The organism is Streptomyces sp. NPDC031670 (assembly GCF_055580545.1).
The window spans coordinates 65,759-81,410 of the sequence record NZ_JBVILC010000027.1 but is presented as its reverse complement, the minus strand read 5'-3'; the positions used below and the strand labels follow the sequence as shown (position 1 = coordinate 81,410).

Sequence of the window (15,652 nt, the reverse complement as noted above, 5' to 3'; positions counted from 1 at the left end):
GGGTGCTCGCAGGACGCGTCGCGACCGCCTCGCCTCGCGGGGGGCCCTGCCCAGGACGTACGTACGCACGTCCCCCTCGCCTCACGCGGCGGGCCGCACGCGCTGTCGGCGTGCACGGGCTCCCCATGACAGAGGGAAGCCCCTCGTGCACCGCCGTGCACCTTCCCGATCCGGCCCCGAAGACGCGCTGACGCGGGTCCACGCCCCGGCCCGCCGCCGGACCACCCGCTACCACCCCTGAGAGGTCCCGCCGGTACACGTCCCTTCGCCGGCCGGGACCTGCCGAGAGCGTGGCGACGAGCCGCCGTACGCCCGCCGCCCTCCACGGGCGCCTCGGCCCGCCGGGGGGCGCCGCCCATGACCGGCGGCGCCCCTCGCCCCGCCTGTCGGCGGCGGCTTCCCGCAGGCCCGACGCCGAGCCGCCGCCGCACGGACGTCGCCGGGTGCCTCCACGCGCCCGCGCCCGCGCCCGCGCCGACGCCAACTGACCGCCCTTCCCCAGAGCTTCCCCGAGTCAACTCACCTCCAAATCGACTCACCTCACATCGACTCGACTCGCCCTCAGCCCGCACGATTACGCGGGCCTCGTCCGTTCCGGAGCCTCGCCGTGTCCTTCTCCTCGCCCGCCCGGTCACTGTCCCCTTCTTCCGTGACGCCACCGACCGTTGCCGTCATCGCCCCCGGCGGTGACAGCGCCTTTGCCGCCCGGTACACCGGCCCGGAGTGGGCGAGCATCGCCGTCAGCCTGCCCCCCGGGGTCCTGCCCGCGGCGCACCGCGCCCGCCTCCCCGCGGCCGGCCACCGGGAGGAGATCCGGCACGACACCCTGCGCCGCACCGCGTGCGAACTGCGCGCCCGGCAGGTCGGCGCCATCGTGCCGGGCAGCGGGCCAGGTGTCGGCCTGGCCGAGCGGCTGGCCCATATGCTGGGAATCGCGGGCAACTTGGCCTCGACGTCCGTGCTGCGGACCGACCGGGCCGTCCAGGCCGCGGCACTGCGGGACCGCGGGCTTTCCGCCCCGCGCGGCCTGCACACCGGCAGCCTGACGGCGGCGCTGCGCTGGGCGGAACTGCGCGATCTGCCCGCCTGTGTGCTCGCCGCGGCGGACAGCGCGGTGACCGCGCCTCCCGCCATGTGCACCAGCGATGCCGAGATCCGCTCCGCCTGGCCGCGGCTGCGCGAGGCCGCCCTCCACGAGAGCGGCAGCGCCGACCTCGTCATCCAGGAAGTGGTGCCGGGCCAGCAGTTCGTCGCCCAGAGCGTCTCCGTCCCCGGTTCCGGGCAGCGCGCGGTCGTGGCGCTCTGGTCCGAACTGCGCACCGGCCAGGGCGTACACGGCCGTTCCGACCTCGTGGATACGCACAGCGTGCTCGGCCGCGCTCTGCTGCGGTACGCGGGGCGGGCCCTGGACGTACTGGGCGTACGGGCCGGCGCGGCCCGCTGCCGGATCACCTTCTCCGCCGAGCACGGCCCGACCCTGCTGTCGGCGCAGGCGTTCGCGCGCACGACACCGGTGGAGGAGCTGGTGGCGCGGGCCACGGGCATCGACCATGTGCGGGCCACCGTCCACGCCGCGGCCACCGGGCGGCTCGCGCCCTCGACGGGCGCGTACCGGCATGTGTCCCGGGTATCGCTGGTGGCCCCGCGCGACGGGTTCCTCGACGGCCGCCTGCTGGGCGTCCTCACCTCCCTGCCGACGGTGGTCGCCAAGGAGGGGTCACTGACGCCGGGTGCCCCCGTACGGCGCACGGTCGACCGCGCCACGTGCCCCGGCCTGCTCGTCCTGGCCGCGGCCTCCCGGGAGGCGATCGAGAGGGACTACCGGGCGATCCGCGCACTGGAGCGGCTCGGTCTGTACGGGGACGCCGACCGGTGAGCCGACCGGCCGGTGAGCCGACCGGCCGGTGAGCCGTCGGGTGGGTGAGCCGTCCGGTGGGCGTCAGGGGCGCCGTACCGGGCGGATCATCGTCGTGTACACCGTGGCCTCACGCGACTCCCTGCGGTCGGCGACTCTTCGGTACCCCCACGCCTCGCACGCGGACTGGAGCGCCCCGCCGCCCGCCGCTGAGTCCACGAGGAGCGTCACGCGCTCCTCCGGGCGCAGCGACAGCCACACCTCGTGGAGTTGCGCGGCCACGCCGGTGCCGCGCCAGGGCTCGCGTACCGCGATCTCGTCCAGGACCGCCGTCCGCCGCCCGGTCTCCCACGTGACGTACTCCGGCAGCGGCACGATCAGGCCGGACCACCAGTCGGTGTCCGCGGCCAGCGAGAAGCCGTGGCAGTAGCCGACGGCCTCGCCGTTCTCGTAGCCGATGGCCGCCGTCCAGCCCGGCGCGGCGGCGGCCTCGGCCAGCCGCTCCTCGAACCCGGCGTCGCCGCCGCTCTCGCGGTGCACCTGGAGCAGACCGTGCTTGACGTACGGAAGGTGTTCGGCGTCGGTCAGGCTGTACTCGACCGTCACGGATCTGCCGTCCTCTCCCTCGGTGCTCGGTGCCGACCGCACGGCAGCCCGGAAGCCCGGAAGCCGACGCGTCGAAACCGCCCGCCCCGGGAACCGGGACAGCAAGCCTAAACCAAGAAACCGACCCGATCGGCTGTTTCGCCGCGTCCCGTCGGCGGGCCTCCGGCCTGCGCCGACCCGCCCCCTTCCCCAAACGAATGTGCGGTTGTCAGACCGCCGTGATACTCACTTACCTCAACGGGGGCGGTGTCCCGGCCCGCTGACGGTGTGCCGGGCGTAGGTGACTGGGGGTGGGGTATGGCGTTGCTCCGTGGGGTGGGGCTCTCTTGGAAGCGGATGGTCGGGAGACCCGGGGCGCAGGTGCGGCTGGGGTCGGGGGACCCCGATGTGCCGCTGGTCAAGGAGGCGGCCGGGGCCGGGGACTGGCCCGGTGTGCGGGCGTTGCTGGAGTCGCGGCCCGAGGGGGAGAACCGGATCGATCTGCTGTGGGCGGTCGCCGACACCGCCGGGGTGGAGAAGTGGATCGGCAAGGCGGCCGAGGCCGAGCCGCACTCGGCGCTGCCGCTGCTGGTCGCCGGGGCGCGGCAGATCAGCTGGGCGTGGGAGGCGCGCACCTCCGCGCGGGCGCAGCACGTCTCGCGCGAACAGTTCGAGGTCTTCCACGACCGGCTGCGTACCGCCGAGAAGATGCTGTACGAGGTGGCCGAGCGGGAGCCGGGCTGGACCTCTCCCTGGTACGGCCTCCTCGTCACCGGGCGCGGTCTTCAGGTCGGCGAGCCGGCCGCGCGGCGGCGGTTCGAGGCCGCGGTGCGCCGCGACCCGTACCACCTCGGGGTCCACCGCCAGCGGTTGCAGCAGGTGTGCCACAAGTGGGGCGGCTCCCACGAGGAGATGCACGCCTTCGCGCGGCGGGCCGCGCTCGCCGCGCCCGAGGGGAGCCTGCTCGGTGAGCTCGTCGCCCTCGCCCACCTGGAGCACTGGCTCGACCTGGAGGACGGGGAGGACACGGCCTACCTGCGCCGCCCCGATGTGCGCACCTCCCTGCGGGACGCCGCCGAACGCTCCGTGCTGCACCCGGATTTCGTTCCCCGGCTGGGGTCGGTGCAGGTCAACAACTCCTTCGCGATGGCGTTCTCGCTGGTCGGGGACACGGCGTCGGCGCGGGCGTGCTTCGAGGCGACCGGGGGGTACGTCACCGAGTCGCCCTGGCACTACCTGAACCACGGCGATCCGACCGTGCCGTACCGCAAGTACCGCGCGGCGGCCGGGGCCTGAGCCCACGGCCGACGGGCCACGGACGAAGGGCCACGGCCTTGTGGCCCATGGTCGGGTGACCCGTGACCCGGTGGCCTCCGGCTGCCGGTCCCCGGCCGCGGGCGCGAGCCCGCGCGGTCGGCCCAGCCTGATCGGGCCCGCGCGGTCGGCCACGGCCCCCGGCCACGGCATCCCGCACCCGCACTCTCACCCTCGCCCTCACACTCACCCTCTGCCCGCCTCGCGCCCCCGCCGTACCACCACGGCACAGGCGCACCCACCGAAAGACTCCCTCCGGTGTCCCAGCACTCCTCGTCCTCCTCGTCCTCGTCGTCGTCCTCTGCCGAGACCGCCCACACCTTCCAGGTCGACCTGCGCGGCCTCGTGGACCTGCTCTCCCACCACCTCTACTCCAGCCCCCGCGTCTATCTGCGCGAACTGCTGCAGAACGCCGTGGACGCCATCACCGCGCGCCAGGCCGCCGAGCCGGGCTGCGCCGCCGCCATCACCGTGCGCACCGGTGACACCCTCAGCGTCACGGACACCGGTATCGGTCTGTCCGAGGCGGATGTGCACCGCTTCCTCGCCACCATCGGCCGCAGCTCCAAGCGCACCGCCGACGGCCGCTTCGACGGGGCCGGGCTGGACGCGGCCCGGGGCGAGTTCATCGGCCAGTTCGGCATCGGGCTGCTCGCCTGCTTCGTTGTCGCCGACGAGATCACCGTGCTGAGCCGGCGCGCGGACGACCCGGCGGCGCCCGCCGTCGAGTGGCGCGGCCACAGCGACGGCCGCTACACCCTGCGCACCCTGCCCGCCTCCGCCGCGCCCGAGCCGGGCACCACGGTCACGCTGATCCCCCGCGCGGACAACGCCGAGTGGACCCGCCCGGACCAGGTCGTGGCGCTGGCCCGGCACTACGGGGCGCTGCTCCGGCACGACGTCACCGTCGTCGGGCCGCGCGGCGAGACCACCCGCGTCAACGACACACCCCCGTGGGAGCAGTCGCACGCCTCGCCGCTCGCCCGGCGAGAGGCGATGACCGCGTACTGCCGCGGCCTGTTCGACTTCACCCCGCTCGACACCATCGAGCTCGACCTGCCCGCCGCGGGGCTGCGCGGCGTCGCCTATGTGCTGCCCGCCGCCGTCAGCCCCGCGCAGCGCGCCGGGCACCGGGTGCACCTCAAGGGCATGCTCCTCACCGACCAGGCCCCGGAGCTGCTGCCCGACTGGGCGTTCTTCGTGCGCTGCGTCGTCGACACCACCAGCCTGCGCCCGACCGCCTCCCGCGAGGCGCTGTACGAGGACGGCACCCTCGCGGCGGTACGCGACGCCCTGGCCACCCGTATCCGCGACTGGCTCACGGGCCTGGCCGCGAGCGATCCGGTGCTGCTGCACCGTTTCATCGACACCCACCACCTCGCGGTCAAGGCGCTCGCCCGCTACGACGACGAGCTGCTGCGGATCGTGCTGCCATGGCTGCCGTTCGAGACGACGGACGGCAACGTCACGCTGGAGGAGTTCGCCCGGGGGCACGCCACCATCCTGGTCAGCCGCAGCGTCGAGGAGTTCCGCCAGGTCGCCCCGATCGCCGCCGCCGCGGGTCTGGGCGTGGTCAATGGCGGCTACACCTACGACCGCGACCTCGTGCACCGGCTGCCCGAGCTGCGGCCGGGCACCGCCGTCACCGATCTCGACCCGGCCACCGTGACCGCCCATCTCGACGCGGTGGAGCCCGCGGCCGAGCTCCGCGCGGCGGCGTTCCTCGCCATCGCCCGAGAGACGATCGGCGCGCACGACTGCGACGTGGTGCTGCGCGACTTCCAGCCCGTCACCGCCCCGGCGCTGCTCCTGGACAACCGCGAGGCCCGCCACGAGCGCACCCGCTCCACGCTGAGCGCCGAGAGCGACGGGCTGTGGGCCGACATCCTGGGCTCCCTGCGCAGTGAGACCCCGCGCGCGCAGCTCGTCCTCAACCATCTCAACCCGCTGGTGCGCCAGGCCCTCACGGTCACCGAGCGGGGGCTCGCCGTCACCACCACCGAGGCGCTGTACGGGCAGGCCCTGCTGCTCAGCCGCCGTCCCCTCAAGGCCGGTGAGAGCGCCCTGCTGAACCGGGCCTTCATCGGTCTGCTCACCCACGCCATGCACCACAACGGCACCGCCGCGCCCGACGCCGCGACGGACTCCGCACCCGGGAAGGAACTGTAGATGCTGGACACTCCGGAGGCCGTGTTCGAAGGGCTGCGGGACAACCACGACCGCCCGCACGGCCTGCACCGTACCGTCACCGCCGAGGAACTCGTCGACGCCGCCGAGGCGTTCGACAAGCCGGACGTCCTGGTGACGGCGCTGCACGAGCTGATGGCGGCGTACGAGTTCACCGGCGAGCACCGCAAGTCCCCCGTCGCCTTCGCCCGGCTGCTGAAGCTGTGGGAGAGCTCCCCGGACGCGTTCAGCGACTGGGAGGCGCACCAGCTGTTCTGGCGCTTCAAGTGGGTGACGACGTCCCTGCTCCAGGTCCCGGAGGTGCCGCTGAGCGCCGTCGAGGACTGGATCGCCCATATGCGGGCCCGTTACGAGAGCGCGGGCCACGGCATGCAGCCGGTGGCCGCGATGGGCTACCACCTGGCGGCCCACACGGGCGCCGGGGTGGCGGACGCGTACGACCTGTGGGCGACCCGGCCGCGTACGGACCTGAGCGACTGCGAGGCCTGCGAGACCCGCCACTTCGCCGCGCACCAGGTGGCGGCGGGCGACGACCGCGCGGCGCTGGACCTGTGGCGGCCCGTCCTGGACGGGGCCGCCGCGTGCAGCGAGGAGCCGCAGATGAGCCAGGCCAGGGCGCTGCTCCCGCTGCTGCGCCTGGGCGAGACGGACCGGGCCCGCTCGCACCACCTCGCCGGGTACCGGCGGGTGCGCGGCAAGGCCGGGATGCAGCACGAGGTGGGGCTGCACCTGGAGTTCTGCGCGCACTCGCGCAACGAGGGACGCGGTCTGGAGATCCTCGCCGAGAACCGGCCGCTGTTCGAGGCGACCGGCGCGCCGCTGGACCACCTCGGCTTCCTCACCGGCGTCGAGGTCCTCCTCGCCCGTCTCGTCGAGGACGGGCACGCCGCCACCGCCGTCGCCGGGCCGCCCGGCCGCGCCTGGACGGCCGGTGAACTCCTGGCCACGGTACGGGCCGACGCGGACCGCCTCGCCGCGGCGTTCGACGCGCGCAACGCCACCGCGCACGTCGGCGACGCGCGCCGGGCCCGTCTGGACCGGCGCCCGCTGCTGGCGGAGCCGCTGCCGCTGGGGCTGCGCACGGCGGTGGCCCGGCCGGCGGCGCCGAGCGCCCCCGCCGCCCCCGCCGCCCCCGCCGCACGCGCGCTCCCCGAGGACTTCGTGTCCCTGGTGGAGGAGGCCCGCCGTATGGAGGCCGTGGGCCACCCCGGCGACGCCGCGCTGTGGACCGCGATAGCCGAACGGGCCGCGGACGGGGCGTACGTCCACGACGACCGGCTCGGCCCCGAGGACCGGCTGCGCGCCGAGCTCGCCGAGCAGCGGGCGTACGCGCTGGCCGTGGCCGAGGACCTGGCGGGCAGCCGCGCCGTACTGGAGGAGGCCGCCGGGCTGTTCGAGCGTGCCGGGATGCCGTGGCAGGCGCTGGCGGCGCGGGCCCGGGGCCTGGCGTGGACCGCCGTCCCGGGCAACGACGAGGGCGCCGGGGCGGACGGCCTCGCCGGCAGCGCGGCGCGGTGGGAGGGCCTGGACGCGGTGCTGCGCGAGGCGGAGCGCCTGCTGGCCGCCGAGGAGGAGCCCGCGCCGGGTACGGCGACGCCCGCCGCCCGCGAGTACCTCGGCATCCTGCACTCCCGTACCTTCGCCGCCTTCCACGAGGCCTCGGCCACTCTCCCCGCCGTCGCGGCGTCCGCGCGGGAGCGGTTCGAGGCGGCCGACGCGTCGCTGCGCGCCGGGGCGGAGCGGTACGGGCTGCCCCATCAGCGGGCGCAGGCCCGGCTGCTCCGGGCCGACCTCGCCGCCCGCGCCGGGCGGGCCGCGGAGGCCGAGGCGGAGCTGCGGGACGCGCTCAAGGACGTCGAGGCCGCCGACCGCCCCTGGTACGCCCCGCGCGTCCGCGTCCGGCTCGCCCAACTGCTGCTGATCGGGGAGCGGTTCGAGGAGGCGGTGGAGCTGCTGCACCGGGCGGTCTCGGAGGCGGTCCGCCACGACGACACCACCTTCCCGATGGCCCCCGCGTACGCGATGCTCGGCCATGCCGCCACGCACCTGGGCGACGAGGGCGGCGCCGTACGCCACCTCTCGGAGGCCGCCGCACGCCACGACCGCGACGGCAAGCACGACGAGGCGGCCGAGATACGGCTCCAGCTCGCGGACGTCCTGGCGGGCTCGGGGCAGCAGGCCGACGCCGTGGCCGTCCTGGAGTCCGTCCTCGCCGAGGACCCGGCGGGCTCGCGGGACGTACGCCCGCTGGCCCAGGCCCGGCTGACCCTGGCCCGGGGCCTGCGGGCGCTGGAGGAGTACCGGGAGGCCGCCGAGGAGTTCCTGCGGCTGGCGGACATCGTGGCAGGGTGGGAGGGCGAGGACCGGCCGCTGCACACCCTGGTGGCGGCCGAGGCGGCCACGGCCCTGGCGCTGGCGGGGCTCTGGGACGCGGCGGGCACGGCGTACGAGCGCGCCACCGCCGCGCACGCCGAGGCACCCAATCCCGGGCCGGTGGTCACCATGATGTGCGAGTTCGCCCGCCTCACCATGGTGTCGGAGGGCGCGGAGGGTCTGGAGACGGCCCAGCTGTTCCTGACCGACGCCGACGAGGTGCGCGCCGCGGTCGCCCCGGACCGGGAGGACTTCGCGGCCTGGTACGCGGCGGGCTCCGTCCACTACCGCCGTGCCCGCGTCCTCGCGGAGGCGGAGCGGTTCACGCAGGCGCTGGCCGAGATGGAGCGGGCGGTCGCCGCCTACGAGCAGGGCGGCGAGCACGGCGAGGCCTCCCGGGCGGAGGCGGTCCGTATCGCGGCCCTGATCGAGGGCAACGGCCTGCACCGCCACGAGGCGGCGACGGCCCGCCTGACGGAGGCGGCGAGCCGCTGCGACCGGGCGGGCCTGCCGGAGGCGGCACGCATCCTGCGGGACCTGCGGGGGGAGTTCGGGGCACGGCCCGCGGGTGCGGGCGGACCGGGGTAGGTGCTGGTCTTCCGTCTGCGCGGCAGGGCGGCCGGTTCGCCTCGTAAGGTGGTCGGCCTCCTCCTGCCCGCATCCGCTCGCAAGACCGGGCGCGGCGGATCAGGACAAAGTCGTGGGTCCGGGGTGCCGGCGCGCCCTCCGCAGCGCAGGATTCACCTGTCGCCCGTACCAGCCGGCCGGGCGCCCCGTCGGGAGGGAACCCCCGTGCGTATCGCGAGACCCCTGTCCATGTTGGCCCTGACCATCACAGCCGCCGCTCTGACCGCAGGGGCAGCGCCGACGGGGGGAGCCCCTCGCGTGCCCACTGTCGGCGAGGACGGCTCCGTCGTCGTGCACTGGGGCGCGGACGCATCCGGCAAGCAGTGGCACAGCGACCCGCTCGACGCCTCGGTGCCGGAGAACAACGACCCGGCCAACTTCGCACCCGCGGAGGTGCGGTCGCCGTAACGCTCCCGCACCTCGGGCCCGGCCCCGGCGTGGGCATACGGCGACGTCCGACCCGGGAAAACGGACCCCGGGCCGGACTTCACGGCTGCGAGCGGCGGTGGCGGGCCCTCTACCCCGGGGGCCAGTCCTCCGGCCCCATGGGGCGCGCCGTCGGAGTCGGCAGCTCCCGGGTGCGGTGTTCGTCTCTCCGCTCGAACCCGTCGCGGTAGCGCCGCGCCCACCGACGAGCCCAGGACGCACGCGGCCCCGGGTCGCGGAACGTGCCGCCGGAGGACCTTCCGTCCACGCGACACGCGATGCGATTCACCAGGCGGTCCATCAAAGCGAACATGCTGCTGTCCCACCCGTTCCGGTCATGTTCCGCAGGCGGCACGCACGTACTTGCCGACCTCGTAGGGTCCCGCGTGGTCACCACGCGCGTCCACCAGATGCGTACGCACTTGGAGGCTGTAGTTGTAAGTGCCGCCGCCCGAACATCCGATCGTCCAAATGGTGTCGTTGACCTGCTGCGGAGAATAGACGAACCGCGAGTTCGTCCAGCGCGTGAACGCGCGTGGCCCCGACCATGACGAGCGCAGGAATTGTCCGCGCGTGTAGTGGTAGAGGAAGTTGCCGGAGCAGATCTCGTGGCTCGACGATCCCAGCGATCGGTAACTCTTTTTCGTCGGTCGCGCCCAGGTCGAACACACCCACCCGGCCGCAGCAGCGTTCTGGCCGGCGGTGGCGGGCAGAGAGGCGCGCGAGGGGGCGAAATTCGCCGGGTCATTGTTCCCGGTGACGGAGGCGTCGAGCACGTCGCTCTTCCATTCAGCGCCATTCGCGTCCACGCCCCAGTGGGTGACGACGGCGTCGCCGGTGTCGAAGCCCGAGTCCTCCGCCTCCTGGACATGGGCATCACTCACCCCCGCCTCGGGCAACTGGTCCTCCGCCACGGGCGGTTCGTCGTCGGCGGGGCGGGAGGGGACCGGCCCGCCCGGATCCTGCGTACTGCCCGCAGGCACATCATCCGCCCAGGCCGCGCCCGGTGCGGCGAGAGAGGCGGCAGCCAATACCACGGCTAATGCCGATAAGGATCTGGTGGTTCGCATGGTGAATTACCTCCCCGTATTCACGCCTACTGCTGTCGGCGCCAGGGGAAGACTTTCATGCCGAACACGCGCCCGGAAGCACCTTCGTCGGTGTTGTCCGGATAACGTCGGCCGGGACGCAGGACCATACGGCGAATACGCAACGCCCCTTCCGGTAAGCGGAATTGAGTGTCACCTGTTTCGGATACTCGAAAAGCCGCACTCCATCGGGCGCGAAACCGGCGACCCTGGTCCACCGGGCCCCGGTCACCCCCGCACAGCCCCCACCAGCATCCCCACCGTCATCACTGTCCCCACGACCATGAACCACCACCCCACGATCTTCTGGATCGTCGCGGTGGTCCGGTCCCTGTTCTCCGTCCCGGTGGGGGTGGGCCGGAGGGTTGTCGGCGCGTCCTGCCGGGACCGGTGTCGGTGCCAGGTCGCGAAGCCGCGGTAGTCCGTGACGAGCGCCGCGCCCAGGACCGCCACCGCCAGCGGGAAGGCCACCGCCACGATCTTGCCGCCGGTGCTCAGCTCCCCCACCGGCGTGCCCTCCGACGCGAGCACCGCTGCCAGCTCCCGCACTGCGCCTCCCCCGGTACCCACGACGGATACGCGTGCATCGTAGGCCCGGGGCGGCCCTCCGTTCCCCCTCCGGGCCCCCGGGAATCACGCGTTGGCGAGCGCCACCAGTTCGAAGGCCGTCCTGCCGTCCAGGGACTCCCGGATGATGTCCGCGTGGCCCGCGTGGCGGCCGATCTCCTCGATCAGGTGGAGCAGCAGCCAGCGCATCGAGACGCGGCCGTCCTTGGGGAACCACGGCGCCGGCGGGAGCGGGAACGTGTCGTCCAGGGACGGTACGCCGTGGATGAACTCCCGCGTCTGGGCGGCGACCGCGTCCCAGAACGCCAGCATCTGCGGCACCGTCTCCTCGCCGACCAGCACGAAGCTCTCCTGCCACGTCGACTCGTCGCGCTGCTTCTCGTTCGGGCGCTGCTGGGCCATGCGGAGCCAGTTGAGCTCGACCTCCGCCACGTGCTTGAGCAGGCCGGACAGGGACAGTTCGCTGGCGCTGGGGCGGCTCGCGGCCTGCTCCTCGGTCAGGCCGAGCAGGGTGCGGCGCAGGGCGCCGCGCTGGGCCTCGACGAAGGCCAGGAGCGCGCCGCGCTCGTCGCCAGGAGCCTCTGCCGGAACGTGAGTGACCATGATGTCCGCCCTCGGTACGTGCGAAGAGGCCCGCTGCCTCCCCGCCCTGCCTTACGGCATCCAAGTTACGGGCGAACGAGGCCAGTTCCTGTCCTAATCGGCCCGGGGAGCGTGCTAATTCTGTGCCGTGGGGCGTACGACGATGTCACCCACGTCCACCCCCGCGGGCTGCTCCACCGCGAACGCGACCGCCCGCGCGACCGCCTCCGGCGCGAGCCCGATCTCCTCCATCCCGGGGGCGATCCTGGCCTTCATCTCCGGTGCCATCGGCTCCGCGAACTCCGTACGCGTCACCCCCGGCGAGACCATCGTCACCCGCAGGCCCGCGCCCGCCTCTTGGCGCAGGCCCTCGGAGAGGGTGCGTACGGCGTTCTTGGTGGCCGCGTACACCCCTTGCAACGGCACCACGCGCAGCCCGGCCGTGGAGACGGTGTTCACGAAGTGGCCGCTGCCCTGGGCGCGGAAGACGGGCAGCGCCGCGGCGATCCCGTACAGGACGCCCTTGACGTTGACGTCGATCATCTCCTCCCAGTCCTCGACGCGCAGGTCGTCGAAGGGGGAGATCAGGCCCACGCCCGCGTTGCTGACCAGGACGTCGAGCCGTCCGTGGCGGGTGCGGGCCAGGTCGACCAGGGCGGTCAGGTCCGAGCGGCGCCGCACGTCCGTACGCACCCAGTCGGCCTCGCCGCCCGCCTCCCGTACCCGTTCGGCCAGCGCCTCCAGCCGCTCCGTGCGGCGCGCGCCGAGCACGACCTTCGCCCCGCGCCCGGCCAGCAGCAGCGCGGTGGCCTCGCCGATCCCGCTCCCGGCGCCGGTGACGGCCACGACCTTGCCCCGGATGCCGTCGTCGCTCTCGTCTGCGGGCATGGTGATCCTTCCGAAAGGGCGGGCTACCGTATAAGCGGAGACGCCGCCGGTTAGAGCACCAGCGTAAGTAGAGGCGCCTCCACTTAGCAACGCGAAGTTATCCGGAAGAAACGCCAAGAAAGGTATGAACCGCCCCATGGACCGAGAGACCGGGCAGAGCCCGCGTCCCCTGCGCGCCGACGCCCAGCGCAACCGGGACAAGATCCTCGCCGCCGCCGTGCGCGTGTTCAGCGAGGACGGTCTCGACGCCCACTTCGAGCGGGTCGCGAAGGTGGCGGGCGTGGGGACCGGCACCCTCTACCGCAACTTCCCCACCCGCGAGGCCCTCATCGAGGCGGCCTACCGCAACGAGGTGGCGCGGCTGTGCGACGCCGTCCCCGGGCTGCTCGCGGAGCTGCCCCCGCGCGAGGCCCTGCGCACCTGGACGGGCCGCTTCGTCGACTACGCCACCGCCAAGCTCGGCATGGCCGACGCGCTGCGCGCGGTCGTCGCCTCCGGCGGCGATCCCTACGGCCGCAGCCGCGACCTGATCCAGGAGGCCCTGACCACGCTCCTGGAGGCCGGCCGGGACGCCGGGGTCTTCCGGACCGACATCCGCCCCGCCGACCTGTTCGCCGCGCTCGCCGGAATCGCCCTCACCTCGGCCGCCCCCGAGCAGCGCGACCAGGCCGAGCGCCTCCTCGACCTCCTCCTGGACGGCCTGACCCGTCTGCCGTCCGCCCCGCCCGCCGGACGGGAGTGATCAGCGCAGCACTCCCTCGATGAAGTCGCTCCCCAGCCGGGCCACCACCGTCAGGTCCAACTGGTGGTGGACGTACCGGCCGCGCCGGCGCGTGGTGATCAGGCCCGCCTTCCGCAGCGCCGCGATGTGCCGGGAGACCTCCGGCGCGCTGATGTCGTGCGCGGCGGCGAGTTCCGTCGTGGTGTACGCCGAGCGCGCCAGATAGCGGCACATCCGGATACGCATCGGGTGGGCCAGGGCCTCCATGCGCAGTTCGAGGAGGTCCAGCGAGCCGGGGCCCGGCAGGGACGGCGCCGCCGCCGGATAGTGGATCACCGGCCGCCAGCCGGGCGCGTGCAGCACCCACAGATGGGGCCACCCGAAGGACGAGGGCACGAAGGTGACGCCCGCGCCGACGGCCGCGTCCAGCGCGCTCGTCCGGCCGCTGGTCAGCTTGTCCACGCTGATCCGTGTCCCCTCGCCCTCCAGCGTCAGCGCGGGCGAGACCTCCGCCAGCGCCTGGGCCAGGCCCTTGTGGAGCAGCACCTGTGTCTTGTGCCGGGCGTCGGCGGCGAGCTCACCCCGTACGCGCTGCCACACGTCGTCGAAGAACGCCTCCGCGCAGTCCTCGAACAACCGGCGTATCCAGGCCCGTACGGCGGGCGGGTCCTCCAGGAGGCGGGTGGCGAACTCGACCTGGTGCGGGCCGCGCGCCGCGGCGCGTTCCAGCGCGTGGGCGCGGGCCCGGGGGTCGCTGAGCGGGGAGGGGCCGCCCCGGCCGTACTGGCTGGTGCAGGAGATCTCCAGGGCCGCGTCGACGAACACGTCGTCGTCCAGGCGGTCGAGCTGGTCCAGGTCCTCGGCGAGGGTGGCGCCGGGGCGCCCGTGGGTGCCGGGCAGCGCGGCGAACGGCAGCGAGATGTCGGAGAAGGACGACGTCCACAGGAAGTCCGCCTCGCACAGCCGGTCCGCCAGGTCCGGCTTGAGAGCGGCGTTGGTCGCGGTCGTCCACCCGTGCAGCCCGGGGTGGTGCCCCGGCTCGGCCAGCGCGTGCAGCGCCGCGAACAGCTCGGCCAGCGGCGCGGGGCCGAAGACCAGGCGCTCGGGCGGCAGTCCGGCTATGTCGATGATCACGCTCATGGGGCCATCCTGCCGGACTTCGCGCAGGTGGGAGCCGATATGTGACGCTCGCCGCCCCCGGGTTCGCACGAGGGTGGCGCCGCCGGGAACTCCCTGGCGGTCCGGCGCGACTACTGGCAACGGGCGGCGGAGGTCCGTCCGCGTACCGAGTGGATCTGGAGAGTTTCGATGCGTTCTCGCGTGTGGTGGCCTACGACGGCCGTGGTGCTCGGCCTCCTCGCGGCGGGCTGCGGTGACGGGGACGGCAAGGGCGCGGGCTCGGGAAAGGACGCCGCCGGCGGCGCCGCCGTCTCCGCCTCCGGCGGCTTCCCCGTCTCCGTCACCGACTGCGCGGGCGCCAAGACCACCTTCGCCGCCGCCCCGAAGAGGATCGTCACCGCCAACGCGGCCGGGCTCGAACTGCTGCTGCGCCTCGGCGCCGGCGACCGGGTGGTGGGCACCGGCTTCCCGCCCGGCAAGGGCACCCTGCCCGCCGGACTCGACGAGCGGGCCCAGCGGGTGAAGGTCCTCGGCAGGACGGTCATCGCCAAGGAGAAGCTGCTCGGCTCCGGCGCCGATCTCTACCTCGACGCCTTCGCCTCGATGAGCGGCATGGGCGGCGGTGCGGGCGGTATGGGGGACGCGCCGACCGAGGCCGAGTTCAGGGCCGCCGGGATCAGGCATGTGTTCCTGAAGTCCACCGCCTGCGCGGCCGACCGCAGGAGCCCCGTGACCGACCTGTCCGCCGTCGAGGACGACATCACCTCCCTCGGCGCCGTCACCGGCACCTCCGCGCGGGCGAAGGAGCTGGTCGCGGGCATGAGGAAGACCGTGGACGCCGTGCGGGGCGCGGTCGGCTCCACCGCCCCCGACGCCCGGCCCACGTACTTCTTCTTCGACTACGACGCCGGCACCAAGCAGCCCGTGGCCGTCTGCAACCGGCAGGTCGCCCACGCGGTGATCACCCTGGCGGGCGCCCGCAACGTCTTCGCCGGCTGCGACGGCGACTTCAAGCAGGTCGGCTGGGAGGACGTCATCGCCAAGGACCCCGACTGGATCCAGCTCGGTGTACGCGACCGGGGCAGCGAGGCCGCGAACGACGCCGCGTTCGACGAGGCGCGCAGGTGGCTCCGGGACAACCCGGCCACCAAGGGCCTCAAGGCCGTCAGGGAAGGCCACTTCGTCCGGATCGGCTCCGAGCGGACCACCATCGCCGGTGTCTCCAACGCCGACACCGTCCGGGACATCGCCAAGATCCTTTACCCCGGCAAGGTGGGCTGACCCGCCGTGGTGCCGCTCGTCTCCTCGCGGAGGAACACA

General features: G+C 74.0%; 13 protein-coding genes. 7 read left to right on the top strand and 6 right to left on the bottom strand.

Annotated features, from left to right (window positions below):
* Positions 1-649 precede the first annotated feature (649 nt).
* Positions 650-1,876 (top strand): hypothetical protein, encoded by a 1,227-nt coding sequence (locus ACZ5ID_RS32880; protein ID WP_468905330.1) that lies wholly within the window; start codon positions 650-652, stop codon positions 1,874-1,876.
* 63 nt (positions 1,877-1,939) lie between these two features.
* Here ACZ5ID_RS32880 and ACZ5ID_RS32875 read toward each other — a convergent pair whose 3' ends face one another.
* Entirely contained in the window at positions 1,940-2,461 is a 522-nt protein-coding gene (locus ACZ5ID_RS32875; protein WP_468905328.1) for an N-acetyltransferase, read from the bottom strand.
* A 336-nt stretch (positions 2,462-2,797) separates the two neighbouring features.
* Here ACZ5ID_RS32875 and ACZ5ID_RS32870 point away from each other — a divergent pair, with 336 nt between their 5' ends.
* The 4 genes from ACZ5ID_RS32870 to ACZ5ID_RS32855 all read left to right on the top strand — a co-directional run bounded on the left by ACZ5ID_RS32870 (position 2,798) and on the right by ACZ5ID_RS32855 (position 9,349).
* On the top strand, positions 2,798-3,736 hold the full coding sequence (locus ACZ5ID_RS32870; RefSeq protein ID WP_468905325.1) for a hypothetical protein: 939 nt from the start codon (positions 2,798-2,800) through the stop codon (positions 3,734-3,736).
* Positions 3,737-4,012: 276 nt separating this feature from the next.
* Positions 4,013-5,923, top strand: a complete 1,911-nt coding sequence (locus ACZ5ID_RS32865; RefSeq protein ID WP_468905322.1) for an HSP90 family protein — start codon at positions 4,013-4,015, stop codon at positions 5,921-5,923.
* Positions 5,924-8,902, top strand: coding sequence for a tetratricopeptide repeat protein (locus ACZ5ID_RS32860; protein WP_468905319.1), 2,979 nt, complete (start codon positions 5,924-5,926; stop codon positions 8,900-8,902).
* A 297-nt stretch (positions 8,903-9,199) separates the two neighbouring features.
* Positions 9,200-9,349: a hypothetical protein gene (locus ACZ5ID_RS32855; protein WP_468905316.1), complete on the top strand. Its 150-nt coding sequence runs from the start codon at positions 9,200-9,202 to the stop codon at positions 9,347-9,349.
* A 353-nt stretch (positions 9,350-9,702) separates the two neighbouring features.
* Here the strand turns inward: ACZ5ID_RS32855 and ACZ5ID_RS32850 are convergent, their stop codons facing one another.
* The 4 genes from ACZ5ID_RS32850 to ACZ5ID_RS32835 all read right to left on the bottom strand — a co-directional run bounded on the left by ACZ5ID_RS32850 (position 9,703) and on the right by ACZ5ID_RS32835 (position 12,492).
* Positions 9,703-10,437: a hypothetical protein gene (locus ACZ5ID_RS32850; RefSeq protein WP_468905313.1), complete on the bottom strand. Its 735-nt coding sequence runs from the start codon at positions 10,435-10,437 to the stop codon at positions 9,703-9,705.
* Between the two features lie 246 nt (positions 10,438-10,683).
* Positions 10,684-11,004, bottom strand: coding sequence for a hypothetical protein (locus tag ACZ5ID_RS32845; RefSeq protein WP_468905311.1), 321 nt, complete (start codon positions 11,002-11,004; stop codon positions 10,684-10,686).
* 84 nt (positions 11,005-11,088) lie between these two features.
* On the bottom strand, positions 11,089-11,625 hold the full coding sequence (locus ACZ5ID_RS32840; RefSeq protein WP_468905308.1) for a DinB family protein: 537 nt from the start codon (positions 11,623-11,625) through the stop codon (positions 11,089-11,091).
* Positions 11,626-11,739: 114 nt separating this feature from the next.
* The gene (locus ACZ5ID_RS32835) at positions 11,740-12,492 is read right to left on the bottom strand and encodes an SDR family oxidoreductase (protein WP_468905305.1); all 753 of its coding nucleotides are present in this window, start codon (positions 12,490-12,492) and stop codon (positions 11,740-11,742) included.
* Positions 12,493-12,628: 136 nt separating this feature from the next.
* On the opposite strand from ACZ5ID_RS32835, the gene ACZ5ID_RS32830 reads away from it, so the two are divergent.
* Positions 12,629-13,234, top strand: coding sequence for a TetR/AcrR family transcriptional regulator (locus ACZ5ID_RS32830; RefSeq protein ID WP_468905302.1), 606 nt, complete (start codon positions 12,629-12,631; stop codon positions 13,232-13,234).
* Here the strand turns inward: ACZ5ID_RS32830 and ACZ5ID_RS32825 are convergent, their stop codons facing one another.
* The gene (locus tag ACZ5ID_RS32825; protein ID WP_468905300.1) at positions 13,235-14,353 is read right to left on the bottom strand and encodes a DUF5937 family protein; all 1,119 of its coding nucleotides are present in this window, start codon (positions 14,351-14,353) and stop codon (positions 13,235-13,237) included. It lies immediately after the preceding gene.
* Between the two features lie 168 nt (positions 14,354-14,521).
* Between ACZ5ID_RS32825 and ACZ5ID_RS32820 the strand changes: the two genes are divergently transcribed.
* The gene (locus tag ACZ5ID_RS32820; RefSeq protein WP_468905298.1) at positions 14,522-15,613 is read left to right on the top strand and encodes an ABC transporter substrate-binding protein; all 1,092 of its coding nucleotides are present in this window, start codon (positions 14,522-14,524) and stop codon (positions 15,611-15,613) included.
* The last annotated feature ends 39 nt before the right edge of the window (positions 15,614-15,652 follow it).